Genomic DNA, 15,640 nt, shown 5'->3' on the forward strand with positions numbered 1-15,640 from the left:
CGGGTCCAACAAATTGCGCGCGCCCAATCATAAGCCCAGCTGATCGATTCGCACGCCCCTCGGGGCAATACGCCTACGCAATGGCCCCTAGGCCCGCTCCGCCCTCTATAAACCGAAATGGGGACAATGGAGACGCCGCGTGCACGGCCTGGACAGCATCAGACAGGAACATCGCGAACTGCTTCGCCTCACCGAAGCCGTGATGGAGGCCGCCGGCGCGATCGAACCCAGCTTCGACAAGATCGCCGCCGCGCGACACGCGCTCGGCCAGGCCGGCAGCCGCCATGTCATCGGCAAGCTGTCGACGATCACCCAGGCGCTCCAGGCCAGCGCCGACCCCGCCCACCTTGCGCTCGGCCGCCGCTTCACCGACGAGCTTATGACGCTGCGCCAGAGCGCCAGCGAGCATTACGGGCTGTGGACGATGGCCCGGGTGAAGGAAGACCCGCGCGAGTTCCGCATGGCGGTGCGCAGCCAGTATCGCGCGCTCAAGGCGCGGGTCGACTGGGAAGAGGCCGAAGTCTTCCCCGTCGTCGCCCGGCTGCTCGCCGCGCCGGCGGCGATGCCGGTGCAGCATCGCGCCACCGGGATCAGATAAGCCCGTTCGCCGCGCGCCAGCGCACCGTCCGGCGGTGCCACAGCCAGATCGCCGGTCCCAATTCCATAGCCCCTCCACCAAGGTGCCCGATCCCAAACGCGCGCACCGGAGACGATGGAAATATCTACCCGCCCGAACGCGCCTTTCGCCCGCCGGAGGCCGCCGGCTTGTCGTCCTCATCGTCGGACGAAGCCGCCACGATGTTCTTCGTGCCCAGGTCCGCCGCTCCCGCGACCAGCCCGTCAAGCGTGCCGCCGTCAAAGCCCAGCTCGCGCATCAGCCCGTCGATCACCGGTGCCTGCGCGCGGTAGCGCAGCGCCGCGGCGACCGCCGAATTGGCGAGGTTGCGATCGCCTTCCCCGCCCGTATCGGCGACGCCGGCCGCACCTCCACGCCCGGTGATGCCGTCGACCTGGACGATCTTGATCGAATCGATCGCCTCCAGCGGCTTGGAGGCTTCGCGGATCACTTCGGGCAGCACCTTGAGCAGCGCCAGCTTGGTCTGCAGCGACATGGTCTCGGACGAGAGCAGGTTCGCCGCCTCGTTGATCGCGCGCTGGCCGGCGGCTTCCACTTCGAAGCGCACCCGGTCCGCCTCGGCCTTGAGCTTGGCGGCTTCCGCCTCGCCCTCTGCCTGGAGGCGGGCCGCTTCGGCGCGATCGGACGCGGCCTGCTTCTCGGCCTCGGCCTGCACCTTGATGCCGATCGCGGCGCGCTCGGCCTCACGCGCGGCGTCGATCAGCTCGATCCGCTTCTGGCGCTCGGCAACTTCGGCCTCGCGGGCGGTGCCGACGCGTTCCTCGGCAACCACCGCCTCGGCGCGCGCCTTGTCCGCCTCTGCCCGGGCCTGGCTTTCCTCGCGGCTCTTGTTCTGCACCGCGATCTGCTGCTCCTGCCGGGCGAGTTCGAGCGCCTGGTCCTGCGCGATCTTGGCCTGCTGCACCGCGCGGTCCGCCTCGATCTGCTGGCTATCGACCAGCTTCTTGGCCTCGATCCGTGCCTGGTCGGATTCCTGCTGACGCAGCGACTGCTCGCGCGCGACTTCGGCGGCCTGCACGGCGCGGCGCATCTCGACTTCGCGCTCCTGCTCCAGCCGGGCGAACTCGGTATCGCGGCTGATCAGGAAGCTCTGACGCGCCGCCTCGAGATTCTTGGTCTCGATCTGCACGCGCGTGTCCTGCTCGATGTCGTTGCGCGCCTTCTTGCGCAGCTCGATCTGCTCGGTGAGCTTGGTCAGACCCTCGGCGTCGAACGCGTTGTTGGCGTTGAAATGCTCGATCGAGGTCTGGTCGAGCCCGGTCAGCGACACCGATTCGAGCTCAAGGCCGTTCATCGCGAGGTCGACCGACGAGACCTGCTGCACCTTCTGCACGAAATCGGCGCGCTGCTCGTGGAGCTGCGCCATGGTCATGCCCGCCGCGACCGAGCGCAGCGCGTCGACGAACTTGCCCTCGACCAGTTCCTTGAGCGCATCGGGGTTCATCGTGCGCATGCCCAGCGTCTGCGCGGCGATCGCGATTGCCTGGGCATCGGGGCGGACGCGGACATAGAATTCCGCCTTCACATCGATGCGCAGCCGGTCGAGCGTGATCAGCGCGTCCATGTTCTTGCGCTCCACCGCGAGGCGCACGGTGTTCATGTTCACCGGCATCGTCTCATGGAACACCGGCAGGACGAGCGCGCCGCCGTTGATCACCACTTTCTCGCCGCCAAAGCCCGTGCGGACGAAGCCGATCTCCTTCGAGGCGCGCTTGTAGAGCCGCGCCAGCGTGAGGCCGAGGATCAGCAGCGCGAACAGCGCGATGCCGGCATAGATCAGATACGGAATCATCGAAGTGGCTCCTGCGGGCACGATCGCGTTCATGGGGTCACCCATCCAGACGTGGTAAGTGGAAATCGCCGCGCGAAATCGCGCGGAAGCATTCGCCTTCGCGACGGACGAGCAGCACGCGCTCGCCTTCCTCGAAGACCTGGCCGGCATTGTCGGGCTCGACCATGATGTAGTGGACCTGGCCGTGATGGTCCTCGGCGCGGGCGCGGGCCGGAGAACCGGTGCTGGCGCGGCCGGTGACGATCTGCGCGCTGGTGCCGACCAGCACGTCGAGCGGCACGGCGGTAGTGAAGTCGCGCGGCAGGATCGGCGCCAGCAGGCGCGCGGCAAGGCCCGTGACCGGCAGCGCGGCAATTCCGACCAGCGGCACCGCGGCGACGGTCGAGAGCGGCTCGCCGGTCCAGTCGCGCAGCAGCTGCTGCAGCGCCAGCCCGCCGATCCCGAAGATCGCCAGGAAGACCACGATCAGCATCAGCAGCGGCAGACGCCCGACGCCGAGCCAGGAAAGGAAATCGAAGTGGAGGTCGCCTTCGACGTGCAGGTCGGAATCGACGTCGTGACCGAAGCCGATCACCTGCACCAGGCCGATGAGCAGCATCAGCAATACCGCGACGACGAACGCGAAATTCCCCTCCGCGAGAAGAAACGCAAGCACCCTGGATCCCCCGATTCGAAGGGGGATGCTAGTTGCCGGAAACTCGTTTCCCTAGCGAAATCGGAACCGTTTCAGGGGGCTAGGGTGGCTTTCCTCCAGGATTCCCGGAGAGGAGCGAAAGCCATCCCTCTCCGTCGTCATCCCCGCGAAGGCGGGGATCCATTGCCGCAGGTGGCAATGGGACTCACGACCGTCAGCCGGAATGGATTCCCGCCTTCGCGGGAATGACAGGCTTGGGAGCTGGTAGGCAGCGTCGGGAAAAGCCGCGCCCTACCCCACCGTCAGCACGATCTTCCCGACATGATCCCCCGCTTCCATCCGGGCATGCGCACCGGCCGCATCGGCCAGGGGGAAGGTCTTGTCGATCACCGGCTTCAGCCTGCCCTCCGCCACGAACGGCCACACCGTGCGGTGGATCTCGTCGGCGAGCAGGCTCTTGAACTCCACCGAGCGCGGGCGGAGCGTCGATCCGGTCAGCGTCAGCCGCTTGCGCATGATCTCGAAGAGCGGGATCGTCGCCTGCAGCCCGCCCTGCACCGCGATCGAGACGTGCCGACCGTCCTCGGCCAGGCACTGGAGGTTGCGCGGCACATAGTCGCCGCCCACCATGTCGAGCACGATGTTCACGCCCTTGCCGCCGGTGATCTCCTTCACCCGCGCGACGAAATCCTCGGTCTTGTAGTTGATCGCGTGATCCGCACCGATCCGCTTCGCAGCTTCGCACTTCTCGTCCGATCCGGCGGTGACGATGATCGTCAGCCCGAACAGGTTGGCGAGATGGATGGCCATCGTGCCGATGCCGCTGGTGCCGCCGTGGACCAGGATCCAGTCGCCATCCACGGCATAGGCGCGCTCGAACACGTTGCTCCACACGGTGAACAGCGTCTCGGGAATCGCCGCGGCCTCGACCATCGAGATCGCCGGCGGAACCGGCAGGCACTGGCCGACCGGCGCGACCGCGTATTCGGCATAGGCCCCGCCCGTGATCAGCGCGCAGACCGGCGTGCCGATCACTTCGCCGGGTACGCCCTCGCCGAGCGCGACTACCTTGCCCGCGATCTCCATGCCCAGGATCGAGGGGGCGCCAGGCGGCGGCGGGTACATGCCCTTGCGCTGCATCACCTCGGGACGGTTCACCCCGGCGGCGGCGACCTTGACCAGCACTTCGCCCGGCCCCGGCTGCGGTATGGGGCGCGACACCGGCACCAGTACCTCGGGCCCGCCGGGCGCCTCGGGATCGATTGCCAGCATCGTTTCCGGAAGAGCCATTGCCGTGTCGCTTTCGAACGCAGGAGAAACCGTTGGCCTTATTGACATCGGCCCTGCCAGGGTCAACGCTGCCTCCCATGGACGCCGACGAAAATCTTCCGCGTCGCAAGGACGACCTCGTCGCCCAGCTCGGACGCCAGGACCTCGATCCCCTTTCGGTTGAGGAACTTAGCGAGCGCATTGCGATGCTAGAGGCCGAGATAGATCGGACTCGAACCAAAATTTCACGCGCCATTAACCACCGCGCAAGCGCGGACGCTCTATTTAGGAAATGAGCGTGACGGCACCGGAGATGGGGCGAAACGCCATTCTACTCCGGTGCGGGGCCGCTGCGCTTGATGCGGGGCCCATGCCTCCCGACATAAGGGGAGACAGGGGCCGCGTATCCTTTTCGGCCCACAGGAGTTGTAGCTGAATGCCTAGTTTCGCCTCCGCCCTCGAATCGACCCTCCACAAGGCGCTCGAAGCCGCGAGCTCGCGACGCCATGAATATGCCACGCTCGAGCATCTGCTGCTCGCGCTCGTCGACGACGAGCATGCGAGCAAGGTGATGAGCGCGTGCGGGGTAGATCTGGGCGAACTCAAGAATACCGTCGCGCACTATCTCGATACCGAGCTTGAAGCACTCAAGGTCGATCAGGCGACCGATCCGTCGCCGACCAGCGGCTTCCAGCGCGTCGTCCAGCGCGCGATCCTCCACGTCCAGTCCTCGGGCCGCGACGAAGTGACCGGCGCGAACGTGCTCGTCGCGCTGTTCAGCGAGCGCGAGAGCTATGCCGTCTATTTCCTGCAGCAGCAGGACATGAGCCGCCTCGACGCGGTGAGCTATATCTCGCACGGCGTCGGCAAGGGCGGCACCGGCAGCACCGAATCGACTCCGCCCAAGGGCGCTGCGGACGAGGACAAGTCGTCCAAGCAGGAGACCAAGTCGGGCAAGGGCGAGAGCGCGCTCAAGCAGTTCACCGTCGATCTCAACGAGAAGGCGAAGAACGGCAAGGTCGATCCGCTGATCGGCCGCGGTCCCGAAGTCGATCGCACGATCCAGATCCTGTGCCGCCGCTCGAAGAACAACCCGCTCTATGTGGGCGATCCGGGCGTGGGCAAGACCGCGATCGCGGAAGGCCTGGCGCGCAAGATCGTCGAGGGCGAAGTGCCCGACGTGCTCAAGGAAGCGGTGATCTACTCGCTCGACATGGGCGCGCTGCTCGCCGGCACCCGCTATCGCGGTGACTTCGAGGAGCGCCTGAAGCAGGTCGTCAACGAGCTGGAGAAGCTGCCCCACGCGGTCCTCTTCATCGACGAGATCCACACCGTGATCGGTGCCGGCGCCACCAGCGGCGGCGCGATGGACGCGTCGAACCTGCTCAAGCCGGCACTGTCGGGCGGCTCGATCCGCTGCATCGGCTCGACGACCTACAAGGAGTTCCGCAACCACTTCGAGAAGGACCGGGCGCTGCTCCGTCGCTTCCAGAAGATCGACGTGAACGAGCCGACGGTGGAGGACACGATCAAGATCCTCGCCGGCCTGCGCTCGGCGTTCGAGGACCATCACCACCTCAAGTACACCCCCGACGCGATCAAGTCGGCGGTGGAGCTTTCGGCGCGCTACATCAACGACCGCAAGCTGCCGGACAAGGCGATCGACGTGATCGACGAGGCCGGCGCGATGCAGATGCTGGTACCGCCCTCGAAGCGCAAGAAAACGATCACGCCCAAGGAAATCGAGCAGGTCATCGCGACCATGGCTCGAATCCCTCCGAAGAGCGTGTCCACCGACGACACAAAAACGCTCGCGAACCTGGAAACGGATCTCAAGCGGGTGGTGTTCGGCCAGGACAAGGCGATCGAGGTGCTGTCCTCGGCGATCAAGCTCAGCCGTGCGGGCCTGCGCGATCCGGACAAGCCGATCGGCAACTACCTGTTCTCGGGCCCGACCGGCGTCGGCAAGACCGAGGTGGCGAAGCAGCTCGCCGAGCTGCTCGGCATCCCGCTCCAGCGCTTCGACATGTCCGAATATATGGAGCGCCACAGCGTCTCGCGCCTGATCGGTGCCCCTCCGGGCTATGTCGGCTATGATCAGGGCGGCCTGCTCACCGACGCGGTCGACCAGCAGCCCCATTCGGTGCTCCTGCTCGACGAGATCGAGAAGGCGCATCCGGACCTGTTCAACATCCTGCTGCAGGTGATGGACAACGGCAAGCTGACCGATCACCACGGCAAGACGGTCGATTTCCGCAATGTGATCCTGATCATGACCACGAATGCGGGCGCGTCGGACATGGCCAAGGAGTCGATCGGCTTCGGCGAGATGAGCCGCGACGACGTTCAGGAAGAGGCGGTGAAGAAGCTCTTCACCCCCGAATTCCGCAACCGTCTCGATGCGATCGTGCCGTTCGACTATCTGCCGCCGGCAGTGGTCACCCGGGTGGTCGACAAGTTCATCCTCCAGCTCGAGCTGCAGCTGGCGGATCGCGGCGTCCACATCCAGCTCGACGAGGCGGCCAAGAACTGGCTCACCGAGCGCGGCTACGACAAGCTTTATGGTGCGCGCCCGATGGGCCGCCTCATCCAGGAGAAGATCAAGCAGCCGCTGGCCGAGGAGCTGTTGTTCGGCAAGCTCGTCCATGGCGGCGAGGTCAATGTGAAGCTCAAGGACAATGCCCTGAGCTTCCAGGTCACGCAGGCCGCGCCCAAGCCGAAAAAGGGCAAGAAGGAAGCCGCCAAGGCGTCCAAGTAAGCCATCGATCAAGCCAATGTGCGGGCCGGGAGGAAACTCCCGGCCCGTTTCGTTTTGCCCGGAGCCGCTTCTGCGATAGTCTCTCCGTCGCGCCAGAATGCACTCTGGTCGCCGGAAGAGCGTTGCTCGTCGTACGCGACATGACCACGCCGCTTCGCGTGCATAGCCGGGCCGCCGCCACTCCCCAGGCCGAGGGTTCGATCGGCACGGGGACATAACCGGCGACTATGGTTGATGTGTAATATACGAATAACACACCCTTGCAATTTCGTTCCGATGTCGTAAGGGGCGCTCGCGTTTTCGGGTCGCAGCCATGGTTTTCCAGGGAGAATCCGAATGCGACCGAAGATAATGAAGATGTTGGGTGCCGGCACGGCGCTGGCGGGACTGCTCGCCGCGGGCTCGGTTGTCGCCCAGACCAGCGAGACCGCGCCCGAGGCGCGTTACGTTATGGATATCGGCACCACAGCCGGGATGATGGGCCAGGGCGACAGCCGCGAGATGGTGCTGCGCCTCGGCTCGCGCCTGCCCGCCACCGGTGGCGCGCCCAAGGCCGATCACTTCCTGCCCGAGGGCATGCGCATGGGCGCTTCCGTGCCGCTCGTCACGCCGGAGCCGAACAAGCCGGCCAAGGAAGAATATAAGTTCGACCGCCCCAAGGGCCGCATGCTGATCTACTGGGGCTGTGGCGCGCATGTCGGCCCGGGCCAGCCTGTGATCATCGACTTCGCCAAGGTCGCCAAGGGCCAGGTGCCGCCCGACCTATTCGCCGCCGGCATTCCGGCCGAACTCGGCCCCCGCCCCGGCAACAGCCGCACCTATGGCGATTGGCCGAACGGCAAGGGCAATGCCCAGGTGCGCGGCAATTCCTCGCTGATCGGCCAGCACCGGATCGCGGGCAATTACAGCCCCGAGATCAGTTTCGCGCTGAACCAGGACTTCATGAGCGCCCCGCGCGTGAAGGCCGGCCAGGCGGCCGATGGATCGATCCCGCTCAACTGGGGCCAGGTGCCTTTGGCGACCGGCTATTATGCCTGGGCGATGGGCACCGGCGATCGCAAGGACGGCGACATGGTGTGGTGGGCTTCGTCCGCCACGCGCCAGTTCGGCGGCGACCTGTGGAGCTGGCTGTCGCCGGCGACGGTCAACCGGCTGATCGGTCAGAAGGTGGTGATGCCGGCAACACAGACGAGCTGCACCATCCCCACCGAGGTGAAGGCCGCTGCCGGCGAAATGATGATGGGCTTCCTCTATGCCTATGGTCCGGAAGCGAACTTCGCGTTCCCGGAACGGCCCAAGGATCCCAAGATCGCCTGGCGCCCGAAATGGATCGCCAAGGCGCGCTATCGCTCGATGGCCAATTTCATGACCGGCATGCCCGACATGGGCGACGCAATGCGCGGTCAGATGCCTGCAAACCAGGACGGCCAGCCCGAGCAGCCGAAGCCCAAGCCCTGCAAGCCCAAGCTGGGTGGCCTGCTCAAGCGCGCCGCCGGCCTGGGCGGCGGCTGCTGAACGCTTTTACGGTTCCCTAGGGAGCGGGGGCGGCAGCGTATCGCCGTCCCCGCCAAGCCGCTGCGACAAATAGCGTGCGGCTAAGGAGAATCCCGTAAATCTTTACGGGTTGTTTGTCATGTTGGGCGTAGGCCGTCCCCATGCCGGGGGTGCGCCTTTTCCACCTTGTTCTCCTGTGCGGTGTGTTTGCCCTTCTGCTGAGCATCGCGCCGCCCGCGCACGCACAGCCACCCTCGACGGGCGACCTGCAAGTCTGTTTGTTGCGCGATACCGGGGGGATGAACCCGGCCGAACTCGTCCGCCATCCCGAACGCTTCGATTGCACTACCAAGCAGTACAAGCTTGGTCCGGGCAATTACTGGGCGCTCTCCCAGCCGATCAACGCCGTCTCCACCCCCGAACGGCCCCTGGTGATCAACTTCGCCAGCCTTTGGCAGCAGCAGCTCTCGGCGCAGCTCTTCTACGCGGACGGCCATGTTCATGGCTATCGGACCGATGCGCGCGGCATCACCCCGCTGATCCAGCTCGGCGCGCTCGCCGCCCTGCCGGTGCCGCCGTCAAAGGCCCCCCTCACCCGCGTGCTCTGGCATGTCGAGGGCGCCGCCAATGTCCGCGGTGTGCTGCTCGGCGCGGAGATCAGCGACACGCATCGGATCGCCACGACCAACCTCGCCATGGCCGCGCTCTACACCGGGTTCGCCGGGATGTGCCTGGCGCTGATCGTCTATAATTTCGCGCTGTGGTGCGCGATGCGCTACCGCTTCCAGCTCCATTACTGTGCGCTGCTTACCGTGCTGATCGGCTATGGCCTGTCCTCCTCGGGCGCGATGGCCTGGTTCTGGCCGGACATGGTCAACAACGACCGGCTGCGCTTCAACTATCTGTTCCTGGGCCTGGCCGGCGGCGCCGCGGCACTGTTCACCCTCAGCTTCTTCGAGATGAAGATCCGCTCGCGCCGGCTCGACATCTATACGCGCCTGGTCGCCACCGCCGTGCCGCTGTCCGGCATCATCGTGTTCCTGTTCGGCGCGATCGATCTCCGCCTGGCCGACATGTTCTACACGCTGACCATCCTCGGCCTGATCTCGATCGTGGTGCCGACGCTCTGGTACGCCTGGATGCAGCGCTCGCATTTCCTGTGGCTGTTCGCCCTCGCCTGGAGCGCCCCGGTCGTGCTCGCGATGATGCGCGTCCTCGCCAATCTCCATGTGCTGCCGTGGAGCTTCTGGCTCGACAATTCGACGATCGTATCGATGATGTTCGAAGCGCTCGTCTCGGCGCTGGCCGTCGCCTATCGCATCAAGTTCCTGCGCGACGAGCGGGATGAGGCGATCACCCGCGAAGTGCTCGCGCGCCGCCTTGCCGATACCGATCCGCTCACCGGCCTGCTCAATCGCCGCGCCTTCCTCGACCAGGCGCTCGGTCGCCCGGGCGAACAACAATTGCTGATTGTCGATATCGACCATTTCAAGCGCGTCAACGAGACGCTCGGCCATGACGGCGGCGACGAGGTGCTGCGCCTGTTCGCCCGCACGCTGCGCTCCGCCACGCCGGCGGATTCGCTGGTCGCCCGGCTGGGCGGCGAGGAATTCGCGCTGCTTTCGCACAGCGGCACCCCGATCGAGCCCGAGCAGCTGCTCAACAAGCTCCGCCAGACGCGCATGCCCTTCGACCTCAAGGTCACCGCCAGCATCGGCGCCTGTACCGGCCCGCTCGCCGACGACAAGAACTGGAAGGCGCTCTATCGCTGCGCCGACATCGCCCTGTTCGAGGCCAAGTCGGCCGGCCGGGACCGCGCCAGAGCCCGCCGCGAAGCGGCCTGATCCCGACACCGCGAAGGCGCCTGATTCGCTTGCCCGGATGCGGCTTCGGGCGTATGCGGGTAACCATGTCGGGACGAGCCAGAAAGATCGCTTTCGGGGCGCTAGCTGCGCTTGCACTGCTCGCCGTCGCTTCCCCCAATCGCCGCGCCGACATCGCCCTCCACATGCACCGCGTGGACGATCTCGCGCCGCAGCGGATCGAGGCCGTCGTCGATATCGGGATCTTCGCGATTTCCGTGCTCGTTACGTGGAGCAAGCGGCTTACGACTTGACCCCCACAAAGGCTTGCTTACACCAGTGTCAATGACTGACCCCGAACAGATCTGGCGTACCGCGTATCGTCACCCGGGTGCATGGGACACCCAGTTCCCGCCCCAATCCATGGTCGAGCTGTTCGAGGCTAGCGCCCGCGCCCATCCGCAGGCGCCCCTGCTCGATTTCATGGGCCGGCACTACAGCTATGGCGAGACGCTAGACGGCGTGAACCGCGTCGCCTGCGGGCTCAAGGCACTGGGATATGGCCCGGGCGACCGCATCGGGCTCTTCCTGCCCAACGTCCCGCATTACGTCGCCGCCTATTACGGCATCCTCAAGCTCGGCGCGACGGTGGTGAACTTCTCGCCGCTCTACACGGTCGAGGAGCTGAGCCACCAGGTCGCCGATTCGGGCACGAGGCTGCTCTTCACCATCTCCGCCTCGGCGCTGCTGCCGACCGCGCTCAAAGTGCTCGAGCAGAGCGCGCTCGAGCGGCTGGTGGTCGGATCGGTCGCCGGCGCCCTGCCCCCGGCCAAGTCCTTCTTCTACAGGCTGTTCAAGAGCGCGGAAGTCACCGAGCGCCCGCATGACGAGCGGATCATCGCCTTCTCGAAACTGATCGCCAATGACGGCGCCTGCGACGCGCCCAGCATCGATCCCGAGAAGGACGTCGCGCTGATCCAGTATACCGGCGGCACCACCGGCACGCCCAAGGGCGCGGTGCTGACCCACCAGAACCTGTCGGCCAATGCCCGCCAGGTCGCCCGGCTCGATCCGGAAATGGCCACCGCCAAGGACAGGATCCTCGGTGTCCTCCCCTTCTTCCACGTCTTCGCCAATACCTGCGTGCTCAACCGCACCGTGGTCACCGGCGGCGAGATCGTGATGCTGCCGCGCTTCAACGCCAAGCAGGCGCTGGCCGAGCTGCGCCGCACCCGCCCGCGCTCGCTGCCCGGCGTCCCGACCATGTACCAGGCTCTGCTCGACGCGCCCGGCATGAAGCCGGATGACTTCAAGTCGCTGCGCTTCTGCATCTCGGGCGGCGCGCCCCTGCCCGCCCAGCTCAAGGAAGAATGGGAGCGGGTCACGGGCGCCCGGGTGATCGAGGGCTATGGCCTGTCGGAAAGCTCGGGCGTGGTCTCGACCAATCCCTATACCGAGCTCAACAAGCCCGGCACGATCGGCCAGCCGATCCAGGGCACCCGTGTCCGCCTGGTCGACAAGGAAGACCCAACGCGTCCTCCGCCCGAGGGCGAGCCCGGCGAGATCGTCGTCCACGGCCCGCAGATCATGCAGGGCTATTGGAACCGTCCCGAGGCCGATGCCGAGGTGTTCGTCAGCGTCGAGGGCGAGCCGCACTGGCTGCGCACCGGCGATGTCGGGCTGATCGACGAGGACGGCTATATCCAGATCGTCGACCGGCTGAAGGACATGATCGCGGTCGGCGGGTTCAAGGTGTTCCCCAGCCAGATCGAGGCGGTGCTCTACCAGAACCCGGCCGTGAAGGAGGCGCTCGTGATCGGCCTGCCCGATCCCTATCATGGCGAGATGCCGCACGCCTATGTGACGCTGGACGAGGACGCCACGCCGATCACCGGCGCCGCGCTGGCCCAGTGGGTCAACGCCCGCGTCGGCAAGCATGAGCGCGTCGCCGAAGTGATGGTGCGCGAGAGCCTGCCCAAGACGATGGTCGGCAAGCTCAGCCGCAAGGACCTGCTCAACGAAGTACGCTCGGAGCAGCAGGGATGAGGGCGTCGCTGGCCGTGCTGGCTCTGGCCCTCACGGCGGCGGCCCCGGCCTCGGAGCAGCGGATCGACGTCGCGCTCTCCAGCTTCACGTTCACGCCATCGACCATCACGCTGGTGCACGGCCAGGCCTATGTGCTGCACCTGACCAGCAGCGGCGGGCACAATTTCGCGGCCAGGGACTTCTTCGCCGCCGCCACGATCGCGCCGGCGGACCGGGCGAAGATCCGGGACGGCAAGATCGAGCTCGACAGCGGTGACGCGGTCGACCTGCACTTCACCGCGCCCAGGGCCGGCACCTACCCGATCAAGTGCACCCACCTGCTCCACGCAAGCTTCGGGATGACGGGCAAGTTCGTGGTTTCGTAACCCAATAGGCCCCTCCCCCATGGGGGAGGGGCTAAGAAGGTTCTAATCCCCCGCCACCACATTCTTCCCGAACATCACCGCCTTCAGGTTCATGAACTCGTGCAGCCCCCAGGGGCCGAGCTCGCGGCCATGGCCCGACAGCTTCACGCCTCCGAACGGCGCCTCGGGCGTCGAGGCGAGCAGCGAGTTCACTGCGGTCATGCCGGCCTGGATATCGCGCGCGAAGCGCTCGATCTCATCCTCGTCCTGCGTCCACACAGAGGAGCCCAGCCCGTAGGGGACGTCATTGGCCAGTGCGATCGCCGCATCGATATCGGCAACCTTGTAGACCGCAGCCACGGGTCCGAAGACTTCCTCCTTCGCCACGTCGCTCTCGGGATCCATGTCGGTCAGCACGCCGGCGGTCATCCAGGCGCCGTCGCGCTCGATCTTCTCCGCCCCGAAGCGAAGGGTCGCGCCTTCGGCCACCGCACGCTCGACCTGCTCCAGTACCGTATCGCGCTGGGCCACGCTGGAAAGCGGGCCCATGCCGGTGTCCTTCTCCATCGGATCGCCGATCTTCAGCGCCTTCATGCCGCCCTCGAACTTCTCCAGGAACGCGTCATAGACATCGGCGTGCACGATCATCCGCTTGGCGCAGATGCAGCTCTGCCCGGCATTCTGGGTGCGCGCCGTCACCGCGGTCTTCGCCGCCAGGTCGAGATCGGCCGAGGGCATCACGATCAGCGGATCGGAGCCACCCAGCTCGAGCACCACCTTCTTGAGCGCGCGGCCGGCCGCCTGCGCCACCTGCATGCCCGCGCCTTCGCTGCCGGTCAGCGTCACTGCCACCACCCGCTTGTCGGCGATGATCGCGGCCACCTTGTCGGACTTGATGGGCAGGTTCTGGAACAGCCCGTCGGGCGCGCCGGCAGCGCTCATCATCTGCTGGATCAGCGCCGCGCAGCCCTGCACGTTCGAGGCGTGCTTCAGCAGACCGACATTACCCGCCATGATCGTCGGCGCGAGGAAGCGGATCACCTGCCAATAGGGGAAGTTCCACGGCATCACCGCCAGCACCGGCCCCATCGGCAGCCAGCGTGCCACGGCATGGCCGCCGCCGGCAGTCTGCACCGTGGTCGGCTCGAGATAGCCGGGCCCCGCCTTGGCATAATGGCGGAAGCCGCTGATGCACTTCTCCACCTCGGCGATCGCGCTCGCCAGCGTCTTGCCCATCTCGCGCGTCGCGGTCTCGGCAAGATGCCGCTTGTTGGCTTCCCAGGCGTCAGCGATCTTGCCCAGCAATTCGGTGCGCTGCTCCAGCGACGAATCGCGCCACGACCGAAACCCTGCCTCGGCCCGGGCCAGCGCCGTCTCGATCCCGTCCGCGTCCAGCTCCGGATAGGTTTCGATCGTCTCTCCGGTGGCGGGATTGATGCTGGTGAACATGGGCAAGTCTCCTTCAGCCGAGGTAACGCGGAGCTAGGGTGGAGGATGCCCGGTTGCAATCATACCGAGGCAGGTTGCCATCCAGCCCCGGCCCGGCGCATAGCGGGCGCATGGCAGAAGAAGCGGACGTAACTGCGCTCTCGTTCGAGGAAGCGCTGAAGGAACTGGAGCGCATCGTCGCTCGACTGGAGAGCGGCGAGGCCCAGCTCCAGGAAGCGATCGATCTCTATGAGCGCGGCGATCGGCTGCGCCGGCAATGCGCCGCGCGGCTCGATGCCGCCCAGGCGCGGATCGAGGCGATCCGCACCGATGCGGAAGGCCGCGCCGCCGCCACCGCGCCGTTCAACGCCGGCTGACCCGACCCATGGCGCACGCCTCCCTCGCGCTCCAGGGGGCGCTCAAGCAGGTCTCGGCGGAGATGGACCGCCAGTTCGATCTGCTGCTCGCCGTGCCCGGTGATCCGCGCAAGGGGCTCTACGAGGCGATGCGCCACGCGGCGATCGGCGGCGGCAAGCGGCTGCGCCCGCTGCTCGTCTCGGCCACGGCCCAGCTGTTCGGCGTCGACCGGACCTGCATCGCGCGCACCGCGCTCGCGCTCGAATGCATCCATGTCTATTCGCTGATCCACGACGATCTGCCCGCAATGGACGATGACGACATGCGCCGCGGCAAGCCGACGGTGCACAAGGCATTCGACGAAGCCACCGCGATCCTGGCGGGCGACTGCCTGCACGCGCTCGCCTTCGAAGTGATCGCCGACGAGAAGACCCATTCCGATCCGTTCGTGCGCATCGAGCTGTCGGGTACGCTCGCGGTCGCTGCCGGTCCGGCCGGCATGGCGGGTGGCCAGATGATGGACCTGGAAGCCGAGAAATCGAGCTTCGACCTCGCCACCGTCACGCGGCTCCAGGCGATGAAGACCGGTGCGCTGATCAGCTGCGCGGTGGAGAGCGGCGCGATCCTCGGCCGCGTGCCGATCGAGGGCCGCACGGGCCTGCGCGGCTATGCCCGAGACGTCGGCCTCGCCTTCCAGATCGCCGACGACATCCTCGATGCCGAGGGCGACGAAGCTTTGGTCGGCAAGAAGCTCCAGAAGGATGGCGAGGCGGGCAAGGAAACCTTCCTCTCCCTCCTCGGACTGGAACGCGCCCGGGAACAGGCCCGCATGCTGGTCGACCAGGCGATCGAGCACCTCAAGCCCTATGGCGCCGAAGCCGACCTGCTGCGCGACATCGCCCGGTACACGCTCGAACGGGATCGCTAGTCCCTTTCCTTGATTCCCCTCCCTGCAAGGGAGGCGAGAAGATGCTCCTTGCAATGTAGGATTTCGCCTGCTTGCCTCCCGCAGCCGGGCTACCACCCGGCCGCTCTTTGACCCGGTAGGAAAATAGGATCACGCCCAAGCAACAATGTTG

General features: G+C 66.3%; 14 protein-coding genes. 10 read left to right on the plus strand and 4 right to left on the minus strand.

Translation table 11 applies throughout. From position 1 onward, the window contains the following. Positions 1-139 precede the first annotated feature (139 nt). Positions 140-598, plus strand: coding sequence for a hypothetical protein (locus tag AC1RJ5_RS08030; protein WP_493112652.1), 459 nt, complete (start codon positions 140-142; stop codon positions 596-598). Between the two features lie 124 nt (positions 599-722). Here AC1RJ5_RS08030 and AC1RJ5_RS08035 read toward each other — a convergent pair whose 3' ends face one another. The 3 genes from AC1RJ5_RS08035 to AC1RJ5_RS08045 all read right to left on the minus strand — a co-directional run bounded on the left by AC1RJ5_RS08035 (position 723) and on the right by AC1RJ5_RS08045 (position 4,353). Then, positions 723-2,429 (minus strand): flotillin family protein, encoded by a 1,707-nt coding sequence (locus AC1RJ5_RS08035; RefSeq protein ID WP_493112654.1) that lies wholly within the window; start codon positions 2,427-2,429, stop codon positions 723-725. Between the two features lie 37 nt (positions 2,430-2,466). Then, complete coding sequence (locus tag AC1RJ5_RS08040; protein WP_269574355.1) at positions 2,467-3,084, minus strand: YqiJ family protein; 618 nt, start codon at positions 3,082-3,084, stop codon at positions 2,467-2,469. A gap of 270 nt (positions 3,085-3,354) precedes the next feature. Continuing rightward, entirely contained in the window at positions 3,355-4,353 is a 999-nt protein-coding gene (locus tag AC1RJ5_RS08045; protein WP_269574354.1) for an NAD(P)H-quinone oxidoreductase, read from the minus strand. Between the two features lie 77 nt (positions 4,354-4,430). On the opposite strand from AC1RJ5_RS08045, the gene AC1RJ5_RS08050 reads away from it, so the two are divergent. From AC1RJ5_RS08050 to AC1RJ5_RS08080, 7 genes are all read left to right on the plus strand, one after another. Continuing rightward, positions 4,431-4,628 (plus strand): DUF1192 domain-containing protein, encoded by a 198-nt coding sequence (locus tag AC1RJ5_RS08050; protein WP_184170085.1) that lies wholly within the window; start codon positions 4,431-4,433, stop codon positions 4,626-4,628. Positions 4,629-4,768: 140 nt separating this feature from the next. Then, complete coding sequence (clpA, locus tag AC1RJ5_RS08055; protein ID WP_269574353.1) at positions 4,769-7,090, plus strand: ATP-dependent Clp protease ATP-binding subunit ClpA; 2,322 nt, start codon at positions 4,769-4,771, stop codon at positions 7,088-7,090. Between the two features lie 336 nt (positions 7,091-7,426). After that, entirely contained in the window at positions 7,427-8,605 is a 1,179-nt protein-coding gene (locus tag AC1RJ5_RS08060) for a hypothetical protein (RefSeq protein ID WP_493112658.1), read from the plus strand. A 278-nt stretch (positions 8,606-8,883) separates the two neighbouring features. Then, positions 8,884-10,428: a sensor domain-containing diguanylate cyclase gene (locus AC1RJ5_RS08065; RefSeq protein ID WP_493112660.1), complete on the plus strand. Its 1,545-nt coding sequence runs from the start codon at positions 8,884-8,886 to the stop codon at positions 10,426-10,428. 65 nt (positions 10,429-10,493) lie between these two features. Beyond that, positions 10,494-10,700: a hypothetical protein gene (locus AC1RJ5_RS08070; protein ID WP_184170095.1), complete on the plus strand. Its 207-nt coding sequence runs from the start codon at positions 10,494-10,496 to the stop codon at positions 10,698-10,700. A gap of 31 nt (positions 10,701-10,731) precedes the next feature. Continuing rightward, complete coding sequence (locus tag AC1RJ5_RS08075) at positions 10,732-12,432, plus strand: long-chain-fatty-acid--CoA ligase (protein ID WP_493112662.1); 1,701 nt, start codon at positions 10,732-10,734, stop codon at positions 12,430-12,432. Next, the gene (locus AC1RJ5_RS08080) at positions 12,429-12,797 is read left to right on the plus strand and encodes a plastocyanin/azurin family copper-binding protein (RefSeq protein ID WP_493112664.1); all 369 of its coding nucleotides are present in this window, start codon (positions 12,429-12,431) and stop codon (positions 12,795-12,797) included. The genes AC1RJ5_RS08075 and AC1RJ5_RS08080 overlap by 4 nt, the downstream gene beginning before the upstream one ends. Positions 12,798-12,839: 42 nt before the next feature. Here AC1RJ5_RS08080 and AC1RJ5_RS08085 read toward each other — a convergent pair whose 3' ends face one another. Further along, positions 12,840-14,225, minus strand: a complete 1,386-nt coding sequence (locus AC1RJ5_RS08085) for an NAD-dependent succinate-semialdehyde dehydrogenase (RefSeq protein WP_493112666.1) — start codon at positions 14,223-14,225, stop codon at positions 12,840-12,842. A gap of 110 nt (positions 14,226-14,335) precedes the next feature. Here AC1RJ5_RS08085 and AC1RJ5_RS08090 point away from each other — a divergent pair, with 110 nt between their 5' ends. Next, the gene (locus AC1RJ5_RS08090; RefSeq protein ID WP_184170104.1) at positions 14,336-14,581 is read left to right on the plus strand and encodes an exodeoxyribonuclease VII small subunit; all 246 of its coding nucleotides are present in this window, start codon (positions 14,336-14,338) and stop codon (positions 14,579-14,581) included. A gap of 8 nt (positions 14,582-14,589) precedes the next feature. Then, positions 14,590-15,489: a polyprenyl synthetase family protein gene (locus AC1RJ5_RS08095; protein WP_269574347.1), complete on the plus strand. Its 900-nt coding sequence runs from the start codon at positions 14,590-14,592 to the stop codon at positions 15,487-15,489. Positions 15,490-15,640: the final 151 nt, after the last annotated feature.

It is taken from the genome of Sphingomonas sp. GW822-FHT03G08, from assembly GCF_058801135.1.